Source organism: Novosphingobium sp., from assembly GCF_041905565.1.
Taxonomy (GTDB): Bacteria; Pseudomonadota; Alphaproteobacteria; order Sphingomonadales; family Sphingomonadaceae; genus Novosphingobium.
The window spans coordinates 14,774-32,793 of sequence record NZ_JAYRKX010000014.1 but is presented as its reverse complement, the minus strand read 5'-3'; the positions used below and the strand labels follow the sequence as shown (position 1 = coordinate 32,793).

20 protein-coding genes and 1 tRNA gene are annotated in these 18,020 nt (G+C 67.1%); 10 read left to right on the top strand and 11 right to left on the bottom strand.

The features are described from left to right. Positions 1–11 precede the first annotated feature (11 nt). Positions 12–308 carry a chorismate mutase gene (locus ACE3N9_RS12055; protein WP_374283980.1) on the top strand — a complete coding sequence of 99 codons (297 nt, stop codon included), beginning with the start codon at positions 12–14 and terminating at the stop codon, positions 306–308. A 21-nt stretch (positions 309–329) separates the two neighbouring features. Here ACE3N9_RS12055 and ACE3N9_RS12050 read toward each other — a convergent pair whose 3' ends face one another. From ACE3N9_RS12050 to ACE3N9_RS12030, 5 genes are all read right to left on the bottom strand, one after another. Continuing rightward, positions 330–1,001, bottom strand: coding sequence for a hypothetical protein (locus tag ACE3N9_RS12050; protein WP_374283979.1), 672 nt, complete (start codon positions 999–1,001; stop codon positions 330–332). Continuing rightward, on the bottom strand, positions 1,001–2,392 hold the full coding sequence (locus ACE3N9_RS12045) for an ATP-binding protein (RefSeq protein WP_374283978.1): 1,392 nt from the start codon (positions 2,390–2,392) through the stop codon (positions 1,001–1,003). The genes ACE3N9_RS12050 and ACE3N9_RS12045 overlap by 1 nt, the downstream gene beginning before the upstream one ends. Before the next feature lie 7 nt (positions 2,393–2,399). Beyond that, the gene (locus tag ACE3N9_RS12040; protein WP_374283976.1) at positions 2,400–3,074 is read right to left on the bottom strand and encodes a response regulator transcription factor; all 675 of its coding nucleotides are present in this window, start codon (positions 3,072–3,074) and stop codon (positions 2,400–2,402) included. Between the two features lie 66 nt (positions 3,075–3,140). Beyond that, on the bottom strand, positions 3,141–3,455 hold the full coding sequence (locus ACE3N9_RS12035) for a hypothetical protein (protein ID WP_374283975.1): 315 nt from the start codon (positions 3,453–3,455) through the stop codon (positions 3,141–3,143). A gap of 26 nt (positions 3,456–3,481) precedes the next feature. Then, positions 3,482–4,324, bottom strand: a complete 843-nt coding sequence (locus ACE3N9_RS12030; RefSeq protein WP_374283974.1) for an aminotransferase class IV — start codon at positions 4,322–4,324, stop codon at positions 3,482–3,484. A gap of 92 nt (positions 4,325–4,416) precedes the next feature. Here ACE3N9_RS12030 and ACE3N9_RS12025 point away from each other — a divergent pair, with 92 nt between their 5' ends. Further along, complete coding sequence (locus ACE3N9_RS12025) at positions 4,417–6,210, top strand: ABC-F family ATP-binding cassette domain-containing protein (protein ID WP_374283972.1); 1,794 nt, start codon at positions 4,417–4,419, stop codon at positions 6,208–6,210. Here ACE3N9_RS12025 and ACE3N9_RS12020 read toward each other — a convergent pair whose 3' ends face one another. Beyond that, entirely contained in the window at positions 6,211–8,025 is a 1,815-nt protein-coding gene (locus ACE3N9_RS12020; RefSeq protein WP_374284042.1) for a DUF885 family protein, read from the bottom strand. Positions 8,026–8,122: 97 nt separating this feature from the next. Continuing rightward, positions 8,123–8,596 (bottom strand): DUF6456 domain-containing protein, encoded by a 474-nt coding sequence (locus tag ACE3N9_RS12015; protein ID WP_374283971.1) that lies wholly within the window; start codon positions 8,594–8,596, stop codon positions 8,123–8,125. Between the two features lie 100 nt (positions 8,597–8,696). On the opposite strand from ACE3N9_RS12015, the gene ACE3N9_RS12010 reads away from it, so the two are divergent. Together ACE3N9_RS12010 and ACE3N9_RS12005 are read left to right on the top strand one after the other, a co-directional pair. Then, positions 8,697–9,269 (top strand): helix-turn-helix domain-containing protein, encoded by a 573-nt coding sequence (locus ACE3N9_RS12010; RefSeq protein WP_374283970.1) that lies wholly within the window; start codon positions 8,697–8,699, stop codon positions 9,267–9,269. Next, on the top strand, positions 9,266–10,447 hold the full coding sequence (locus tag ACE3N9_RS12005; RefSeq protein ID WP_374283969.1) for a glycosyltransferase: 1,182 nt from the start codon (positions 9,266–9,268) through the stop codon (positions 10,445–10,447). The genes ACE3N9_RS12010 and ACE3N9_RS12005 overlap by 4 nt, the downstream gene beginning before the upstream one ends. A 16-nt stretch (positions 10,448–10,463) precedes the next feature. On the opposite strand, the gene secF is transcribed toward ACE3N9_RS12005, so the two are convergent. The 3 genes from secF to yajC are packed head-to-tail and all read right to left on the bottom strand — an operon-like array spanning position 10,464 to position 13,427. Then, positions 10,464–11,441, bottom strand: a complete 978-nt coding sequence (gene secF / locus ACE3N9_RS12000; RefSeq protein ID WP_374283968.1) for a protein translocase subunit SecF — start codon at positions 11,439–11,441, stop codon at positions 10,464–10,466. A gap of 13 nt (positions 11,442–11,454) precedes the next feature. Then, positions 11,455–13,056 (bottom strand): protein translocase subunit SecD, encoded by a 1,602-nt coding sequence (gene secD, locus ACE3N9_RS11995; RefSeq protein WP_374283967.1) that lies wholly within the window; start codon positions 13,054–13,056, stop codon positions 11,455–11,457. A gap of 35 nt (positions 13,057–13,091) precedes the next feature. Next, the gene (yajC, locus tag ACE3N9_RS11990; protein ID WP_374283966.1) at positions 13,092–13,427 is read right to left on the bottom strand and encodes a preprotein translocase subunit YajC; all 336 of its coding nucleotides are present in this window, start codon (positions 13,425–13,427) and stop codon (positions 13,092–13,094) included. 245 nt (positions 13,428–13,672) lie between these two features. Here yajC and ACE3N9_RS11985 point away from each other — a divergent pair. After that, positions 13,673–13,749 (top strand) — tRNA-Pro (locus ACE3N9_RS11985). A gap of 8 nt (positions 13,750–13,757) precedes the next feature. Here ACE3N9_RS11985 and ACE3N9_RS11980 read toward each other — a convergent pair. Beyond that, positions 13,758–14,534 carry an enoyl-CoA hydratase-related protein gene (locus ACE3N9_RS11980; protein WP_374283964.1) on the bottom strand — a complete coding sequence of 259 codons (777 nt, stop codon included), beginning with the start codon at positions 14,532–14,534 and terminating at the stop codon, positions 13,758–13,760. Positions 14,535–14,650: 116 nt separating this feature from the next. Between ACE3N9_RS11980 and ACE3N9_RS11975 the strand changes: the two genes are divergently transcribed. The 5 genes from ACE3N9_RS11975 to accC all read left to right on the top strand — a co-directional run bounded on the left by ACE3N9_RS11975 (position 14,651) and on the right by accC (position 17,917). Further along, the gene (locus tag ACE3N9_RS11975; RefSeq protein ID WP_374283963.1) at positions 14,651–15,064 is read left to right on the top strand and encodes a holin family protein; all 414 of its coding nucleotides are present in this window, start codon (positions 14,651–14,653) and stop codon (positions 15,062–15,064) included. Positions 15,065–15,165: 101 nt separating this feature from the next. Further along, a complete protein-coding gene (locus tag ACE3N9_RS11970; RefSeq protein ID WP_374283962.1) occupies positions 15,166–15,453 on the top strand; it encodes a hypothetical protein in 288 nt (95 codons plus the stop codon). Positions 15,454–15,526: 73 nt separating this feature from the next. Next, on the top strand, positions 15,527–15,970 hold the full coding sequence (gene aroQ, locus ACE3N9_RS11965; protein WP_374283961.1) for a type II 3-dehydroquinate dehydratase: 444 nt from the start codon (positions 15,527–15,529) through the stop codon (positions 15,968–15,970). Positions 15,971–16,065: 95 nt separating this feature from the next. Continuing rightward, entirely contained in the window at positions 16,066–16,554 is a 489-nt protein-coding gene (accB, locus tag ACE3N9_RS11960) for an acetyl-CoA carboxylase biotin carboxyl carrier protein (RefSeq protein ID WP_374283960.1), read from the top strand. Positions 16,555–16,567: 13 nt separating this feature from the next. Next, a complete protein-coding gene (accC, locus tag ACE3N9_RS11955) occupies positions 16,568–17,917 on the top strand; it encodes an acetyl-CoA carboxylase biotin carboxylase subunit (protein ID WP_374283959.1) in 1,350 nt (449 codons plus the stop codon). The last annotated feature ends 103 nt before the right edge of the window (positions 17,918–18,020 follow it).

The following is an 18,020-nucleotide window of genomic DNA, read 5'->3' as shown; positions in this document are numbered from 1 at the left end:
GCGCAGCATCCATGTCTGGAACCTCTGTCGACCCCGTCCTCGCCAATTTCCGCGCCTCGATCGACAATATCGATGCGGCGCTGATCCACATGCTGGCCGAACGCTTCCGCATCACCAAGGCGGTGGGCGCCTACAAGGCGGAAAAGACCCTGCCCCCGTCCGATCCGGGGCGCGAGGAACGGCAGATCGAGCGGCTGCGCCGGTTGGCCGCCGATGCCCAGCTTGATCCGGACTTCGGGGAAAAGTTCATCCGCTTCATTATCGATGAAGTGATCCGCCACCACGAACAGGCGCAGGGCGGGAAATAAACCGCCGCGCCGCGCGCCCGCTCAGGGCGCCGTATCGAGCACCCAGCGGCTGGTGATCGGCGGCGTGCCATTGGGCACGGCAACCTTTTCGCTCAAGGCGGCAGCGCGGCGCAGCGCGGCGATGTCGCTGGCGGTGCAGATCGAATCCTTCACCGCCAGACCCGGGAATGGCGTGGCCGTGACATAGTCGGCACCGCGCGCCGCGCCCTTGTTCTTGCGCTTGGGCAGCGGCCCGCAGGCTACCGGCCAGCGCACCACCTCGACCACGCGGTCCTGCGCGTCACGGGCAGTGATCCGGGTGGCGAGGTAGAGGTAGCCCTTGGTCGGCTTCGCCGCGTCCGGCTCGTCCGCGGATGAGAGGTCGATCTGGTCGATCGCCGGTTCGCCCGCCGCCAGCACATGCCCCAGCTTTTCCCACTTTTCCACGTCCGGCAATTGCCCGGGATCGTCCTGCCCCGGCCCTGGCCCGCGATAGTATCCGCCCTGCACCAGCATCGGCTGGGCGCAATCGGGCCAGTCCTGGATCGCTTCGGCCGGATCGAACCGGCACTTCGCATCCTTGAGGTTGACCCACAGCCCGTCCTTCAGCCCCGGCTGCAACGCATCGGCGGCGGCGAACCACGGCTTTTCGGACACGACCATGTTGCACCCGCCCAGCGCCAGACCCGCCAGCGCCGCCATCACCTTGCGCATCACTTGTTCCCCCGTGCCCGCGGCAAGCGCAGCTTGACCAAGAGGCCGCCCAGGTCCTCGCTTTCATCGAGCGTGACCGATCCACCATAGATTTCCGCCACGTCGCGCACGATCGCCAGACCCAGCCCCGTGCCCGGCTTGCCCGTATCGAGCCGCGCGCCGCGATCGAAGATGCGGGTGCGCTCCGCCTCGGGAATACCCATGCCGTCATCCTCGACCCAGACTTCGCACCACTCCGTCTCGGCGGTCGGGTCCATCGTGACGAATACCGACCCGCCGCCATACTTGGCCGCGTTCTCGATCAGGTTGCCGAGGATCTCGTCAAGGTCCTGCCGCTCGATCGCGATCATCGCATCGCGGTTGCCGTCAAGGTCGAAGCGGGTGCGCTCGTACAGGCGGGTCACTGCGCGCAGCACCGCTTCCACGCTTTCGCCCACGCTGGCGCGCGCCTGGCCCACCGCGCGGCGGCCGACGGCGCGGGCGCGGGCCAGGTGGTGATCGACCTGGCGGCGCATCACCGCCGCTTCGCGGATCACGGTTTCCGAAAGGTCCGGGGCCTTGGCGGTGGCGGCGTTCATCACCACCGTCAGCGGGGTCTTCAGCGCATGGGCCAGGTTGCCGGCATGGGTCCGGGCTTCTTCGGCCTGGCGCTGCGAATGGGCCAGCAGCGCGTTGAGCTCCTGCACCAGCGGCTGGACTTCCAGCGGCAGCGGCTCGGTCACCCGGTTGGCCCCGGCGGCGCGCATCCGCTGGATCGCCAGCCGCACGCGGCGCAGCGGGCCAAGGCCATACCAGGTCTGCGCCATGGCCATCAGGAACAGCCCCAGCCCCAGCACCACGAACGACCAGGCCAGGATCGAACGGATCCGCCGGATCTGTTCATCCAGTTCCTTGCGGCTTTCGGCCACGGTGAACCACCAGCGCGTATCGCTGCCCGGCAGCTTGATCGAGCGTTCCATGATCCGCAGCGGTTCGCCCGCGAACTGGTTGCTGTCATAGGTGTGCGGCGCGTTGTCGACGTGGCCGCCGTGGACCTTCAGGCTGCGATCCCACAGCGAGCGCGAGGGGAAATCCTCGTGCCCATCGCCGCTGATCTGCCAGTAGAGGCCGCTGTTCGGTTCGAGGAAGCGCTGGTCGCCGAGCGGGCGGTTGAAGAACACTTCGCCATCGGGACCGACTTCGGCCGAACCGATCATCGCGGTCAGCATGTAGCCCAACTGGTTGTCGAAATTGCGCGTAACCAGGCTGACCAGCGTGCGATCCAGCGCCAGCCCGCCGCCCAGCAGCAGGACCGTGATCCAGCCCGCCGCGATCAGCATCATGCGCCGCGCCAGCGAACCGGTGTGCGCAGGCCCCGTCTCGCTGCGAGGCGGCTGGTCCGTCTCGCTCATCCGTGGGTCAGCCGCGCGCCTGCGCCGGATCGTCGAGGCTGTAGCCCAACCCGCGGATCGTGGTGATCACATCGGCGCCCAGCTTCTTGCGGATCCGGGTAACGAACACTTCGATCGTGTTCGAATCCCGGTCGAAATCCTGGTCGTAGATGTGTTCGATCAGCTCGGTCCGGCTGACGACCTTGCCCTTGTGATGCAGCAGGTAGGACAAGAGCTTGTATTCCTGCGCGGTCAGCTTCACCGGCTCGCCGTTCAGCGTGACGCGGCCCGAACGGGTGTCCAGTCGCACGTCGCCCGCGATCAGCTCGCTGCTGGTATTGCCCGAAGCGCGGCGGATCAGCGCGCGCAGACGGGCGATCAGTTCCTCGGTCTGGAACGGCTTGGCCAGGTAATCGTCGGCCCCGGCATCCAGCCCGGCGACCTTGTCCGACCAGCTGTCACGCGCGGTCAGCACCAGCACGGGGAACTTGCGGCCTTCCTTGCGCCACATGCCCAGCACGGTCAGCCCGTCAATCTCGGGCAGGCCAAGGTCCAGGATCACCGCGTCGTAATCCTCGGTCGAGCCCATGAAATGGCCGTCCTCGCCATCGGTGGACAGGTCCACGGCATAGCCGGTGGCTTCCAGCGTGGACTTGAGCTGCTTGCCAAGGGTCGGTTCGTCCTCGACGATCAGGATGCGCATGTCAGGTGTCCCTTGTGCTGGGAAATGGGTCTGTTGCGAGTGCTATAGGCCGGTCCGCCGCAAGGCTCAACGCGTCTGGCGCAGGATAGCCCCGGTTCTCGCATCGACATCGATGAACATCACGTTGCCCTGCCGCAGGAACTTGAGCCGATAGGCCAGCGCCGTGGGGTCATATTCGAAGCCCAAGTATTCCCAGCCCTTCATCGCCGGCAGCACCGTGGCTTCGATGTCGCGGACCGACAGGATCTTGCCCGCGCGCAGTTCCCGCCGGGCCTGCGATTGCTCACCCGCCGGGCCAGCGTGGGCCGCGGTGATCGGCAGGGCCAGCAGCGCGGCGGTCAGGATGGCGCATTTGCGAAACATACCGGCAGACCTAGCCATGCGGCCTTGAACAAGCGGTGAATGGTTCATTGGGCTTTGAGCAAGGCAATGTAGCGGGCGCGGATCTCGGCGGTCAGCGTGCCGGGGCCGCCATTGCCGATCGGCTTGCCGTCCACTTCGACCACCGGCAGCACCAGCGATCCGGCGGCGGAGACAAACGCCTCGCGCGCGGCGAACAATTCGTCAGGGGTAAAGGGTCGCTCCTCGACCGTAAGGCCCATCTCGCGGGCGATCTGCAAGGTGCAGATCCGCGTCACTCCGGGCAGCACGCCGTAGTCCACCGGGTGCGAGACCAGCACGCCGCGCGCGTCGATGATGTGGGCATTGGCGCTGGTCTGTTCGGTGATCAGGCCATCTTCGACGAACCAGGCATCGTCCACCCCGGCCGCGCGCGCGGTTTCCTTGGCCATGACGGCGTATAACAGCTGGGTGGTCTTGGCGCTGCGCACCGTCCAGCGGCCTTCCGGGTGCAGCATCACCCGCAGCCCGCGCGTGGCCAGCGGGCTGTCCACCATCTGCGCGGCCTGGGTAAAGGCAAAGCGGGTCGGCGGCGCGGGCGGCGATGGAGAGAGGAAATCGCGGTCAGCCGGCGCGCCGCCGGTGATCTGGAGGTAGACCCGCCCTTCGACGAGGTTATTGCGCGCGATCAATTCGCGCAGAATTTCCGGCCACTGCGTATCGTCGCTGATCCCGACCGTCGCCAGCGAGCGCACCAGCCGCGCCTGGTGATGGGGCCAGTTGCAGAAATGGCCGTCCAGCACCGGGGATACTTCATAGACCGCCTGCCCGAAATTCAGCCCGCGATCGAAGATCGACACCTTGGCTTCGGTTTCGGGAACGAATTCGCCATTGATCCAGACTGTGCGCATGGGCGTTCCCTTCCCCAAGCGGGGCGGCGTGTCAAACCCCCATCCCCCTTCCCCTCGCATTCGCCGCGCAGTTCCGCTAGGGGCCTGCCACCATGGCTGCCGCACCGATACTTTCCTGGGAAGGCCTGGGCCTGCAACAAGGCTCTGGCTGGCTCTTCCGCGACCTTGACCTGCACATCGCCCCGCGTGACCGGCTGGCGCTGATCGGGCGCAACGGCGCGGGCAAGACCACCCTGCTCAAGCTGATCGGCGGCGAGATCGAGGCGGACAAGGGCAAGCGCTCGATCCAGCCGGGCACCCGCGTGGTCATGCTGGAACAGGACCCGTTCTTCACCGGGTTCGATACGCTGCTGGATTTCACCCTGTCCGGCCCGGACGCCCCACCCCGGCACGAGGTGGAGGCCATCGCCGGCCAGCTTGGCATCGACCTGTCGCGTGATGCCAACAGCGCCAGCGGGGGCGAACGCCGCCGCGCCGCGCTGTGCCGTGCACTCGCCAGCGAGCCTGATCTGCTGCTGCTGGACGAACCGACCAACCACCTCGACCTGGCCGCGATCGACTGGCTGGAAGACTGGCTGAACCGCTACAAGGGCGCTTTCGTGGTCATCAGCCACGACCGCACCTTCCTGACCCGGCTGACCAAGGCAACGCTGTGGCTCGACCGCGGTTCGCTGCGCCGCAAGGAAGTGGGCTTTGGTGGCTACGAAGCCTGGATGGAACAGATCTACGCCGAGGAAGCCCGCGCTGCCGACAAGCTCGACGCCAAGCTGAAGCTTGAGGCGCACTGGCTGGAACGCGGCGTCACCGCGCGGCGCAAGCGCAACCAGGGCCGGCTGGAAAAACTGTGGGAGATGCGCGCCCAGCGCGCCGCCATGCTGACCCCGCAAGGCGCGGCAAAGCTCGCCATCGCCACCGACGATGCCAAGAGCAAGGCGGTGATCGTCGCCGACAAGGTCACCAAGCACTTCGGTGACCGCACGATCATCAAGGACTTCTCGCTGCGCATCACCCGGGGCGACCGGATCGGCCTGGTCGGCGCGAACGGCGCGGGCAAGACCACCCTGCTCAAGCTGCTGACCGGCGAACTCGCGCCCGATAGCGGCACCGTTACGCTCGCCAAGACGCTGCAAGGGGTGATGATCGACCAGCAGCGCAGCCTGATGGCGCCGGAAAAGCGCATCCGCGACGTGCTGGCCGAAGGCGGCGACTGGATCGACGTGCGCGGGGTGCGCAAGCACATCCAGGGTTATCTCAAGGACTTCCTGTTTGACCCCGGCCTGGTCGAAGCCCGCGTCGGCACTCTGTCGGGCGGGGAGCGCAGCCGCCTGCTGCTGGCGCGCGAATTTGCCCGCAAATCGAACCTGCTGGTGCTGGACGAGCCGACCAACGATCTCGATCTCGAAACGCTCGACCTGCTGCAGGAAGTGATCGCCGATTACGACGGCACCGTCCTGATCGTCAGCCACGACCGCGACTTCCTTGACCGCACGGTTACCGTCACGCTGGGGCTGGACGGCAGCGGCAAGGTCGATGTCGTCGCGGGCGGCTATGCCGACTGGGAAAAGCAGCGCCAGCAGCGCCGCACCGCCAACGCGCCGAAAGCCGCGAAGGCCGCTGCCGACGTGGCCGCGCCGCTGCCCCCGCCGCCGCCCAAAAAGGCCAAGCTGTCCTACAAGGACCAGCGCGACTACGATCTGCTGCCCAGCCGGATCGAGGAATTGCTCGCCCAGATCGCCCGCGACGAGGCTGCGCTGTCAGACGCGAACCTCTACACCCGCGACCCGGCGAAATTCGCCGCGCTGAGCAAGGCAATCGAGGCCGCCCGCGCCGAAAAGGACGCGGCCGAGGAACGCTGGCTGGAACTGGCGGAGCTGGTCGAGGGGTAATTACCCCTGCGCCAGCCGCTCCCTGATCCGCTCGTCGATCCGCGCTTCCAGCATCGACAGCGGCATCACGCCGTCCTTCAGCACCTCGTGGAACCACGGCAGGCTGAACTTGCTGCCAAGCGCGGCTTCGGCCTTCTTGCGCTGGCTGGCCCAGGTCATGTGCCCGATCTTGTAGGAACAGGCCTGGCCGATCTGGGTGCAATACCGTTCCACCTCGCGCTGGCAGCGCGGGCGGGCAAAGCCGGTGACCTGGACCATGTAGTCGGTCGCCTGCTCGCGGCTCCAGCGCTTGTGGTGCAGCCCGGTGTCGATCACCAGCCGCGATGCGCGGAACAGGAAGCTTTGCAGATAGCCCGCGCGCTCGATCCCCTGATAGGCGCCCAGTTCCTCGGCCACCTGTTCGGCATAAAGCGCCCAGCCCTCGCCATAGGCAGACAGGAACATGTTGCGCAGCAGCATCGGCAGATCGCCCGACAGCTGGGAATAGGAACCCTGCAGGTGATGCCCCGGCACCCCTTCGTGATAGGTAAGCGCCGGCAGCGAATACTTCGGCCAGTCGCCCACGTCCTTGAGGTTGATCCAGTATATCGCCGGGCGGCTGCCATCCAGCGAGGCGCGGTTGTAATAGCCGTTGCTGGCCCCGTCCTGGATTTCCGCCGGCACCGCGCGAATTTCCAGCGGCTGGCGCGGAATATCGGCGAACGCCTTGGGCAGCCGTTCCCACATCGCGGCCATCCCGGCGTTGAGGCTGTCGATCAGCTCCTTCCGCCCGGCAGCGGTGTTGGCATAGAGCTGTTCGGGTCGCTGGTTCAGCGCGGTCAGCCGTTCACCCACCCCGCCCTGGGTCAGCCCCGCGCCCTTCAGGATCTCGTCCAGCTGGGCGCTGATATCGGCCACCTGGTCCAGCCCGGCCTGGTGGACCTGTTCGGGGGTCATGCTGGTGGTCGTCGCCTGCTGCAGCGCAGCGGCGTAGATTTCCTCGCCGCGCGGCAGGCGCCAGGCGCCATCGCCTGCCGGGGTGGTGCGGCGCAGCTCGGTCAGCAGCGCGATCTGGCGGTCGAGCGCGGGATAAACCGCGCTTTCGACGATCTTCGCCGCGCGCGCCGCCCAGTCACCCGGCAGGCCCTTGGCCCGCGCCCGGTCGGCCAGCGATTTGACCAGCCCGCTGTCCGCCGCAGCCGGGCCGCGCAGCTTGGCCATCTGCCCCAGCGTCAGGTCGAGCGACCAGCCCGGCGCGGTAAACCCGCGCTCCGACTGGGCCCGCTGTTCGGCGGTGTCCTCGTCCAGCCGCCCGGCAAAGGCGGACAGGCGCGACAGGTAGGCCTCGGCATCGTCCACCGTGGTGACGGGGTGCTGCGAATTGAGGAAATCCGGCACCCGGAAATAGGCCCCGCCCTGCTGGAAAATCCGATAGGGGCGCTGCACGGAATCAAGCTCGAACCGCGCCGGGGCGGTGATCCGCTGGTCCATCATGTACAGCGCCAGCGCGCGGTTGCGCTTGCCGGCAGCGGTCAGCCCGGCGGGATTGACCGCTTCGACCCGGGCGCGCCAGCGCCGGTCGCGCGCCAGATCGGCCTGGCGTTCGGCAGCGGTGGCGGGCGACAGCTGCCCGCGCAGGTGCGCCAGCTTGCCTTTGTCCAGCCCGAGCGAGGTCGCGGCTTCGGGCGAGCGGGCGATGCCGTCCTGGAACACCGCGTCGAGCACGGCATTGAGCCGCGCATCGCCGCCCATCGACTTGCCCTTGGCCAGCACCGGCTCTGCCGCCAGCGCCAGGGCCGCCGCGCTGCCCGATGCCATGAATTGCCGCCGATCGATCATGCCTGCCTCCATTGTCTGCTTGCTGCCCTAGTGGCGCGGCTGGCAGGCAGCGGGCGGGCTAATCGACGAATGGCTCCGCTGGACCGATGAAAGGTCAGCCGGGAATGCGATAGAACGCCGCGACCCGGTCCAGCGCCAGCCGCAGGACCAGCTTGCCGCTGCGCGCCGGCCATTGCAGCGCGCGTTCGGCATCCGGCAGTCCCTCGCCCGCGCAGACCACCCGCCATAGCACATCCGCCAGTCCGGGGCCTGCTGCCGCGACCGCCCCGTCAAAGCGCTGGCGTGCGGCCAACTGCCGTTCGGTCGGGTTGAGCCGCCGCTCTCCCCCGCCAGAACTGCGCACTTCGTCCCAGCGCATGGTCACGCCGGGGGCCAGCTGGGCCAGTTCCCAGTCGCGGCGCAGGCATTCCCCCGCCGCCAGTTGCCGATCGGACAGGTGCCCGCGCGCGTGCAGCCAGCCGAGCGGGCTTTCCGCCAGGTTCACCGTCACGCTGCGCCGCCCGCGCCGGGGCGCGCGCCGGGTCGGCCCGGTGCTGGCCAGTTCCACGTCCCGCAGGATCGGCTTCATCGCATTCCCCTTTTTCGCCAGTCGATTCGCCATGACGGCTTGCCAAATACGCCGCATTGTAGGAAAGCGGAAAAACCATATTGGTTATTAGAGCTGAGCCATGATCAACCGCATCCGTGACATCCGCCGCCAGAAGGGTTGGACTCTGGCCGACGTGGCCGAACGCTGCGATCCGCCAACCACGGCGCAGACCATCGGCCGGCTGGAAACGGGGATGCGCCAGCTGTCGCTGACCTGGATGAACCGCATCGCCCACGCGCTCGACGTCGAACCGGAACTGCTGGTCAAGGGCGAGGTCGAGGAGCAGCCGCGCTACGTCGCGCGGATGACCGAGGCCGGCTGCGAAGCCCTGGCCGAGCCGCGCGATGCGATCCTGCCCACGGCGCTGGGCGGCGATGGCGCATTGGTGGCGCTGGCGGTGGAAGCCAGCGCGGGCGAATACCGCGCCGGGGACCAGGTGTGGTGCCGCCAGGTCGGCCCGGAACACTATGCCCGGCTGCTCAACCGCGATGTCCTTGCCCCGCGCCCGGGCGGGCGCTTCGCCTTTGGCCGGATGATCGACCGCGACGAGACCCGCGTTGCCCTGCTGCCCCCGGGCCAGGGCACGCGCCAGGTGGTGATCGACAACCCGGCCTGGCTGGCGGGTGCGGAAATGCTGGTGCGCAAGCTGTGACGCGGCGCTTGCGCGTGCTGTCGCTCAGCACGCTGTACCCCAACGATCACACGCCCAATTTCGGCGTGTTCGTTGAACGCCAGATGCAGGCGGTGATGCGGCGCGGCGATGTGGAGCTGGTCCTGGTCAACCCGATCGGACTACCGCCCTTCCCGCTCTCGCTTCACCCACGCTACGCGCCTTTGCGCGCCGTGGCCGCGCGCGAGGAGCGCGGCGGGGTGAGCGTGCTGCGCCCGCGCTTTCGCCTGCTGCCGGGGATCGGGGGCCGGTTCAACGCCGCTGCCGTTACCCGTGCGGTGCTGCCGCTGGCGCACCGCCTGCACGCCGAAGCGCCGTTCGATCTGGTCGACGCGCAGTTCTTCCATCCCGATGGCGTGGCGGCGGTGCGGATCGGCGCGGCACTGGGGCTGCCGGTGTCGATCAAGGCGCGCGGCGCGGATATTCACCACTGGGGCAAGGCACCGGGCACAGCCGCACAGGTGCTGGACGCCGGACTGAAAGCGCAGGGCCTGCTCGCCGTGGCGGGCGGGATCGCCGATGACATGGCCGCGCTGGGCATCCCGCGCGGCAAGATCACCATCCACCGCACCGGCCTCGACCGTTCAGTATTCCGCCCACACGACCAGGCCGAGGCGCGCGCCGCGCTGGGCCTGCATCAGGACCGGCCCTTGCTCGCCTGCGTCGGCGCGCTGATCCCGCGCAAAGGCCAGGTCTTTGCGATCGAGGCGCTGGCAGAGCTGCCGCAAGCCGAACTGCTGCTGGCCGGGAGCGGCCCGGACGAGGCGATGCTGCGCGCCCGCGCGGCGGCACTGGGGCTGACAGACCGGGTCCACTTCCTGGGTGCGGTGCCGCATGGCGAGCTGCCCCGCGAGCTCAGCGCCGCCGATGTCTTCGTGCTGCCGACCGCGAGCGAGGGGCTGGCCAATGCCTGGGTCGAGGCGCTGGCCTGCGGCACCCCGGTGGTGACCACGCCGATCCCCGGCGCGCTCGAACTTTTGACCGACCCCGCCTGGGGCCGCACGGCCGAGCGCAGCGGCCCGGCTTTTGCCAAGGCGATCCGGGAAGTGCTGGCGAATCCGCCCGCGCGTGCCGATGTGCTGCGCGGCGCGGAACCGTTCAGCTGGGAAGCCAACGCGGCAGCGCTGGTCGACTATTGGCAAAGGCTGGCGGGACGCTGAGCGCGCCCGGCCCGGTTCAGCTGCCTTCGCGAGCAAGCCGTTCCTGGCGGTCAACCGCGCTTTCGGTCGGCACGAAGCTGGCCGGGGTAACCTTCAGCCAGATCAGGATCGGCGCAGCCATGTAGACCGAACTGTAAGTGCCGACGAAGATCCCCAGCGTGATCGCGGCGGTAAAGCCGAAGATCACGTCCGGCCCCAGCAGCAGCAGCGCGACCAGCGTGATCAGCACCGACAGCGAGGTGACGATGGTACGGCTGAGCGTTTCGTTGACCGACAGGTCCAGCAGCTCGGGCACCGGCATGCGGCGATACTTCTTCAGATTTTCACGGATGCGGTCATAGACCACGATCGTATCGTTGAGCGAATAGCCGATCAGTGTCAGCAGCGCGGCAACGATGTTCAGGTCGAATTCCATCTGGGTGATGGCGAACATCCCCAGCGTCAGCGTAACGTCGTGGACCAGCGCGAACAGCGCCCCGATTCCGAACTGCCATTCGAACCGCACCCAGATGTAGATCGAGATCGCCACCATGGCGAGGCCCAGGGCCATCATCCCGGTCTTGAACAGTTCGCCCGAAACCTTGCCCGATACCGAATCGACCCCGTCGATCCGCGCGTCGGGATGGTCGGCCTTGACCGCAGCGGTGATCTTGCGCGCCATCTGGTCGGCCAGACCGGCATCGTGGTCCGAACCTTCCGGCAGCTTCATGCGGATCGAGATTTCGTTCGGCTTGCCGAACTGTTGGATGATCGGTTCGCCATAGCCCAGCTTGCCGACCGTTTCGCGCAGTTCGGCGACCGGCGCTTCTGCCGTCTGGACGAAAGTGACGCGGATCATCTGACCGCCGACGAAATCGACCCCCAGGTTCAGCCCGCGCGTGAATACCAGCGTCATCGACGCGGCGATCAGCAGCAGGCTGACGACATAGAACGGCACCCGCCAGCGCAGGAACTTGATGTCGGTGTTGTCGGGGATAAGCTTGAGCAGTTTCATTTCGCCAATTCCCTTACAGCACGAGGTCGGCCGGGCGCGCGCGGCGCAGCCACAGGGCCACCCACATGCGGGTCAGCGTGACGGCGGTGAACACCGAAGTGGCGATGCCGATCACCAGCACCACGGCAAAGCCCTTCACCGGGCCGGAGCCGAAGAAGAACATCAGCGCGGCGGCGATGACATTGGTGATATTGGCATCGAAGATCGCGCGGCTGGCTTCCTTGTAGCCCATTTCCACCGCCTGCACGACCTTGCGGCCACGCGCGCGTTCTTCGCGGATGCGTTCGTTGATCAGCACGTTGGCGTCCACCGCCGCGCCGATCGTCAGCACGAAGCCGGCGATCCCCGGCAGGGTCAACGTGGTGTTGATCCCGGCCATGATCCCCAGGATCATCAGTGTGTTCAGCACCAGCGCAAGGTTCGTGTAGACGCCAAAGCGGCCATAGGTGGCCAGCATGAACAGCATCAGCGCGAGGGTGCCGATGCCAAAGGCGATCATCCCCTTCTTGATCGAATCCGCGCCAAGGTCCGGCCCGACAGTGCGTTCCTCGACCACTTTCAGATCGACCGGCAGCGCACCCGACCGCAGCGCAATGGCCAGTTGGTTCGCGCTTTCCATCGTGAAGCTGCCCGAAATCCGCGCCGTGCCGCCCAGGATCGGCTCCTCGATCACCGGGGCGGACAGCACCTTGCCATCCAGGATGATGGCAAACGGCTTCCCGACATTTTCGGTGGTCAGCCGGGCGAACTTGGCCCCGCCCTGCTGGTCGAACGTGATGTTGACCACGGCGGCATTGGTCTGGGTATCGTTGCTGGCCTGAGCATTGGTCAACTGGTCGCCCTTGATTCCGCCGAGGCGCTTGACCGCGAGCGGCGCGGAGCCGCGCTGGGCATCGGCATAGGGCACCAGTTCGTCACCCGGGGGGACAATGCCCTGGGCCAGGTCGCTGGGCAGCGCGGTCTGGTCGACCATCTTGAATTCCAGCTTGGCGGTCTGCCCCAGCAGGTTTTTGAGCGCGGTCGGGTCCTTCAGGCCGGGCACCTGCACCACGATGCGGTCGCTGCCCTGGCGGATGATGGTCGGCTCGCGGGTGCCCAGCGCGTCGATACGCTTGCGCACCACTTCGGTCGCGGTTTCCATCGCCTGGTTGATCGCCTGGCGAACCCCGGCCTCGGTCGGGGTCATGACGATGCGGTTGCCGTCCAGCACCTGCAGATCCCAGTCGCGCTGGCCGGTCAGCTGCGCGCCGCTGGTCAGCGTCTGGAGCTGTTCGCGCGCGGCATCGACCTGGGCCGGATCGGCCACCATGAACGAAACCGCGCCGTCCTTGGTTGAAATGTCACCGATGCGGATCTGCGGCTGGGCTTGGCGCAGGCGGGCGCGGACGTCCTCCTCCATCGTTTCCAGTCGCTGGCGCCGCACCTGGTCGGCGTTCGCTTCAAGCAGGATGTGGCTGCCCCCGGCAAGGTCGAGACCCAGGTTGATCCGGGGATCGGGCAGCGCCTTGGGCCAGTCCAGCCCCGCAACCGAGAAGATCGAGGGCAGCGCGGCCAGCGCGCAGGCGGCGGTGATGAACCACAACCAGGCCTGCTTCCAGCGAGGAAAATCGAGCATAGGGGTCTATCCGCCGTGCAGCAAAGGGGATTGGATCAATCGTTCGCCGGGGCGCCGCCGCTGGGCGGAATGACATCGGCGATGGTGGACTTCAGCGCCTTGACCTTGACGCCCTGACCCAGTTCCAGTTCGGCGTAGTGTTCGTCGACCTTGATCACCTTGGCCAGGAAACCGCCGCCGGTCAGCACCTGGTCGCCCTTCTTGATGCCGCCGATCTTGTTCTGCAGTTCCTTCTGCCGCTTCATCTGCGGACGCAGGATCAGGAACCAGAAGACAAAAACCATCGCCACCAGCGGCAGGAACTGCATCCACGCCGGGGGCGCTTCGGCCGAACCAGCGGCGGCGAGGGTAAGGAGCACGGAGCTGTTCATGGCCAGTCGAAACCTTCTCTAGAATGGCTGTGCACCGGACAGTACCGGGCAGAATTGCGCGCGCCTAGCAGCTTGGGCAGGCTTTCGCAACGCAAGCCCCCCATCGGCGCTGGGGCTAAGTGGGGCACATGCAGGCCGCTTCAAGCCCGCACCGAAGAAAAGTTCTGCACGCTTGCAAAGGGGCCGCACCCTGCCTATAGGCGCGCTTCCCCGCCTTAGCGCCTCGGCGTCAAGGCAGAACCGGTCGGGACGTAGCGCAGCCTGGTAGCGCATCACACTGGGGGTGTGGGGGTCGGAGGTTCGAATCCTCTCGTCCCGACCATTTTCTTCTTATTTGCCTTGCCACACGGGCTTGCGCTTTTCCGCGAAAGCGCGCGGACCTTCGCGCGCGTCCTCGCTTTGCCGCCAGGCGGCATAGGCGGGGTATTCGCCCTGGTTGGCCATGGCATCGGCCAGGCTGGCTTCATCCAGCCCGCGATAGAACGCATCCTTCGACGCGCGGATCGACATCGGCGAGGCGGCGAGGATTTCCGCGCACCAGCGCGCCGCTGTCGCATCGAGGTCAGCCGCCGGAACCACTTCGTTGACGAAGCCGAGCCGCAGCCCGTCCTCTGCCGCAACCCGGCGCGAGGTCAGGATCATTCCGAGCGCCTGCTTGTGCCCGATCTGCCGCGCCAGGCGGTGGATCCCCCCGCCCAGCGCCACCGCGCCGACAAGCGGTTCGGGCAGGCCGAAGCTGGCCGCGTCGCTGGCGATGATGAGGTCGCAGGCCAGCGCCAGTTCGAACCCGCCGCCCAGCGCCAGGCCGTTCACCGCCGCAATGATCGGCTTCACGCAATCGAAGCGCTGCGCGATCCCGCCATAGCCGTGCGGCGGATAGGCGCGGTGCCCGCCCGAGGCGACCACCGCCTTGAGATCGGTCCCGGCGCAGAACGCCCGCCCGGTGCCGGTCAGCACGCAGACATGCTCGTCATTGGCGGCGGCGAAGGCGTTGAAGGCCTCCTCCAGCGCGTAATGCATGTCGGGCGTCAGCGCGTTGAGCGATTCCGGGCGGTTCAGCGTGATGCGGCGGATGCCATCTGCCACCGCGATTCGAATATGGTCCATGGCTTGCTCCCTTTTGCCCCAAGCGATAGGGGCGCGCGGCAGGCGGGCAAGGCATTTTCCTACATACGCCATTTTGGTTATCTAAATTGCTTCTTTTTTACCAAAAGGCGCATTTGATGCCGATTCTCGACGCTCTGGTCGGCCCGCTGGTGGCGATCATCGACAAGGTCATTCCCGACAAGTCCGCGCGCGACAAGGCCAAGCTGGAACTGCTGCAATTGCAGGGTTCGCAGGAACTGGCGGCAATCCAGGCGCGGCTGTCCGCAATTATCGCGGAAGCCAATTCGCACGATCCCTGGACCAGCCGGGCCCGCCCCAGCTTCCTCTATGTGATCTACGCGCTGCTGCTGTGGGCGCTGCCGATGGGCCTGATCGGCGCGTTCAGCCCGGACAAGGCCCATGCCATCGCCCAGAGCATGAACGCCTATCTGGCGGGCCTGCCCGAGCCGCTCTATGCCTTGTTCGGCACCGGTTATCTTGGCTACACCGCCGCGCGCCAGTGGGGCAAGATCGCGGGCAGCGACAAGTAGCGCCGCCGCGCCAGATCCGCTTGGTTAGTTTCAGGTAATCTTTTGCCGCTATGACCCTCCCCGGGCGCGCAGATCCGGATCGCGCGCCGGGGAGCCATGGTGTGTCGCTGAAGCAGGGTTACAAGGTTGGAACGAAGGTCGCGCTGGCCGCAAGCTGCCTGGCCGTCTCGCTGCTGGCGGGCTGCTCAGGCCGCGATACGGTCTCGGCGGAACGGCTGGCCGCGATGAACGCCGCCGCCGCCCGCGCTGAAGCCGCAGCCGACCGGGCCGAGAAGGCCGCCGCCAAGCTGGGTGCCGCGCCCAGCCCGGCCCCGACCTTCACCGAAGATGCCGAAGCTCCCGCCCCGGCCGAGGATGCCGGCGATGCCCCGGCGGATTCCACCGACTGATTTGCACGCCGGGGGCTTGTCCCGCCGCGCCACGGGCCTATGGGATCGCTGATCGCCATTCAGGGAACCAGCCATGTCCAGCCCAGCCGCCCAGATCCACGTGCTCAACGGCCCGAACCTCAACCTGCTCGGCATGCGCGAGCCAGGGGTCTATGGTGCCGATACGCTGGATGACATCACCGCGCGCGTTGCCGCGCTGGGCGAACAGCTGGGGCTGGCGGTGACCTGTCGGCAAAGCAATCACGAAGGCGACCTGGTCGACTGGTTGCACCTGGCACAGGCCGAAGGTGCACGCGCGGTGCTGCTCAACGCCGGGGCCTATACCCATACCAGCGTGGCGCTGCACGACGCGATCCGCGCGATCAAGGTGCCGGTGATCGAAGTACACCTGTCCAATCCCCTTCTGCGCGAGGAATTCCGCCACAAGAGTCTGATCGGCATGGCAGCCAAGGGCACTGTCAGCGGTTTCGGCGCAAACAGCTATGTCGTCGCGCTGCACGCCGCCGCCTTGCTGTGACTGGCCATTTCGCAGCGTAAAACCGCCATTGGGGCCTTGCCTCTGCCCGCGCCCCCGCGCATAGGCGGGGGGAAATCGCAACAACGAGGACGCGCATGAGCGACGTGAAGGGCGCCAGCCGCAGCAGCGGCATGAACATCGACAGCAAGCTGGTTCGCGAACTGGCCGAACTGCTGGCCGAAACCGGCCTGTCGGAAATCGAGGTGGAAGACGGCGATCGCAAGATCAAGGTCGCGCGCCAGCTGACCGCCGCCGCGCCGGTCCACGCCGTGGCCGCGCCCGCGCCGGTCGCCGCGCCGCTGGCCGCGCCAGCCGCCGCGCCGGCTGCTGCCCCGGCCCCCGCCGATGATCCCAACGCGGTCAAGTCGCCGATGGTCGGCACGGTCTATCTCTCGCCCGAACCCGGCGCCGCGCCGTTCGTCACCGTTGGCCAGCAGGTCAAGGCCGGCGAAACGCTGGTCATCGTCGAAGCGATGAAGGTGATGAACCCGATCACCGCGCCCAATGGCGGCACGGTCAAGGCCATCCTCGTCGACAATGCGCAGCCGGTCGAATACGACCAGCCGCTGATCGTCGTCGCGTAAGGGCGCGCCACCAGTGGCCATCTCGCGGATCCTGATCGCCAACCGCGGCGAGATCGCGCTGCGCATCCACCGCGCCGCGCACGAAATGGGCATCGAAACGGTTGCGGTGCACTCCACCGCCGATGCCGATGCCATGCATGTCCGGCTGGCCGACCATGCGGTCTGCATCGGCCCGCCGGCGGCCAAGGACAGCTACCTGAACGTCGCCGCGATCATTTCGGCGGCGGAAATCAGCCACGCCGACGCGATCCATCCGGGCTATGGCTTCCTCTCGGAAAACGCCCAGTTCGCCGACATCGTCGAAGCCCACGGGATCACCTTCATCGGCCCCAAGCCCGAACACATCCGCACCATGGGTGACAAGATCGAGGCAAAGCGCACCGCCGGCGCGCTGGGTCTGCCGCTGGTGCCGGGATCGGACGGCGCGGTCAGCGATCTTGCCGAAGCGCGGGAAATTGCCGAAAAGGCCGGCTATCCGGTGATCATCAAGGCCGCCAGCGGTGGCGGCGGGCGCGGCATGAAGGTCTGCAACGGCCCGGACGAGCTTGAAACGCTGATTGCCCAGGCCGGGAGCGAGGCGAAGGCCGCCTTCGGCGACGCCACGGTCTATATCGAAAAGTACCTGGGCAATCCGCGCCACATCGAATTCCAGGTGTTCGGCGATGGCAACGGTAACGCGATCCACCTGGGTGAGCGCGACTGCTCGCTCCAGCGCCGCCACCAGAAGGTGTTGGAAGAAGCCCCCTCGCCGGTCATCAGCCCCGAGGAGCGCGACCGCATGGGCGGGATCGTGGCCAAGGCGATGGCCGACATGGGCTATCGCGGCGCCGGGACGATCGAGTTCCTGTGGGAAAACGGCGAGTTCTATTTCATCGAAATGAACACCCGCCTGCAGGTCGAACACCCGGTGACCGAAGCGATCACCGGCATGGACCTGGTGCGCGAACAGATCCGCATTGCCGATGGCAAGCCGCTGTCGGTCGCGCAGGAAGACATCGAGTTCAAGGGCCACGCGATCGAATGCCGCATCAATGCGGAAGATCCGTGGACGTTCGCCCCCTCGCCCGGCCTGGTGCAAAACTATCACGCAGCGGGCGGGATGCACGTGCGGGTCGATAGCGGGCTCTACGCGGGCTACAAGATTCCGCCCTATTACGATTCGATGATCGCCAAGCTGATCGTTTCGGGCCGCAGCCGCGAAGGCTGCATCATGCGCCTGAAGCGCGCGCTGGAGGAAATGGTGATCGGGGGCGTCAAGACCTCGATCCCGCTGCATCAGGCGCTGATGAACGAACCGGATTTCATCCACGGCGACTATACGATCAAGTGGCTGGAGGATTGGCTCGCCCAGCGGGCCGGCTGATCCGGGTTTCGGCTAGCTAGCATTTGCAGGCGTCACCCCGGGCTTGACCCGGGGGCCGGCTGCCTTGTCCACGCTGGCAGCAAGCGAAGGGCAAGCTGAATCC

Bases quoted from the DNA above. Each gene is read 5' to 3' on its own strand.
- ACE3N9_RS12055 (WP_374283980.1), top strand. From the start codon at position 12: ATGTCTGGAACCTCTGTCGACCCCGTCCTCGCCAATTTCCGCGCCTCG.
- ACE3N9_RS12035 (WP_374283975.1), bottom strand. From the start codon at position 3,455: ATGGCTAGGTCTGCCGGTATGTTTCGCAAATGCGCCATCCTGACCGCC.
- secF (WP_374283968.1), bottom strand. From the start codon at position 11,441: ATGAAACTGCTCAAGCTTATCCCCGACAACACCGACATCAAGTTCCTG.
- ACE3N9_RS12025 (WP_374283972.1), top strand. From the start codon at position 4,417: ATGGCTGCCGCACCGATACTTTCCTGGGAAGGCCTGGGCCTGCAACAA.
- aroQ (WP_374283961.1), top strand. From the start codon at position 15,527: ATGTCCAGCCCAGCCGCCCAGATCCACGTGCTCAACGGCCCGAACCTC.
- ACE3N9_RS12010 (WP_374283970.1), top strand. From the start codon at position 8,697: ATGATCAACCGCATCCGTGACATCCGCCGCCAGAAGGGTTGGACTCTG.
- ACE3N9_RS11980 (WP_374283964.1), bottom strand. From the start codon at position 14,534: ATGGACCATATTCGAATCGCGGTGGCAGATGGCATCCGCCGCATCACG.
- secD (WP_374283967.1), bottom strand. From the start codon at position 13,056: ATGCTCGATTTTCCTCGCTGGAAGCAGGCCTGGTTGTGGTTCATCACC.
- ACE3N9_RS12045 (WP_374283978.1), bottom strand. From the start codon at position 2,392: ATGAGCGAGACGGACCAGCCGCCTCGCAGCGAGACGGGGCCTGCGCAC.
- ACE3N9_RS12050 (WP_374283979.1), bottom strand. From the start codon at position 1,001: ATGCGCAAGGTGATGGCGGCGCTGGCGGGTCTGGCGCTGGGCGGGTGC.
- ACE3N9_RS12040 (WP_374283976.1), bottom strand. From the start codon at position 3,074: ATGCGCATCCTGATCGTCGAGGACGAACCGACCCTTGGCAAGCAGCTC.
- accB (WP_374283960.1), top strand. From the start codon at position 16,066: ATGAGCGACGTGAAGGGCGCCAGCCGCAGCAGCGGCATGAACATCGAC.
- yajC (WP_374283966.1), bottom strand. From the start codon at position 13,427: ATGAACAGCTCCGTGCTCCTTACCCTCGCCGCCGCTGGTTCGGCCGAA.
- ACE3N9_RS11975 (WP_374283963.1), top strand. From the start codon at position 14,651: ATGCCGATTCTCGACGCTCTGGTCGGCCCGCTGGTGGCGATCATCGAC.
- ACE3N9_RS12015 (WP_374283971.1), bottom strand. From the start codon at position 8,596: ATGAAGCCGATCCTGCGGGACGTGGAACTGGCCAGCACCGGGCCGACC.
- ACE3N9_RS12030 (WP_374283974.1), bottom strand. From the start codon at position 4,324: ATGCGCACAGTCTGGATCAATGGCGAATTCGTTCCCGAAACCGAAGCC.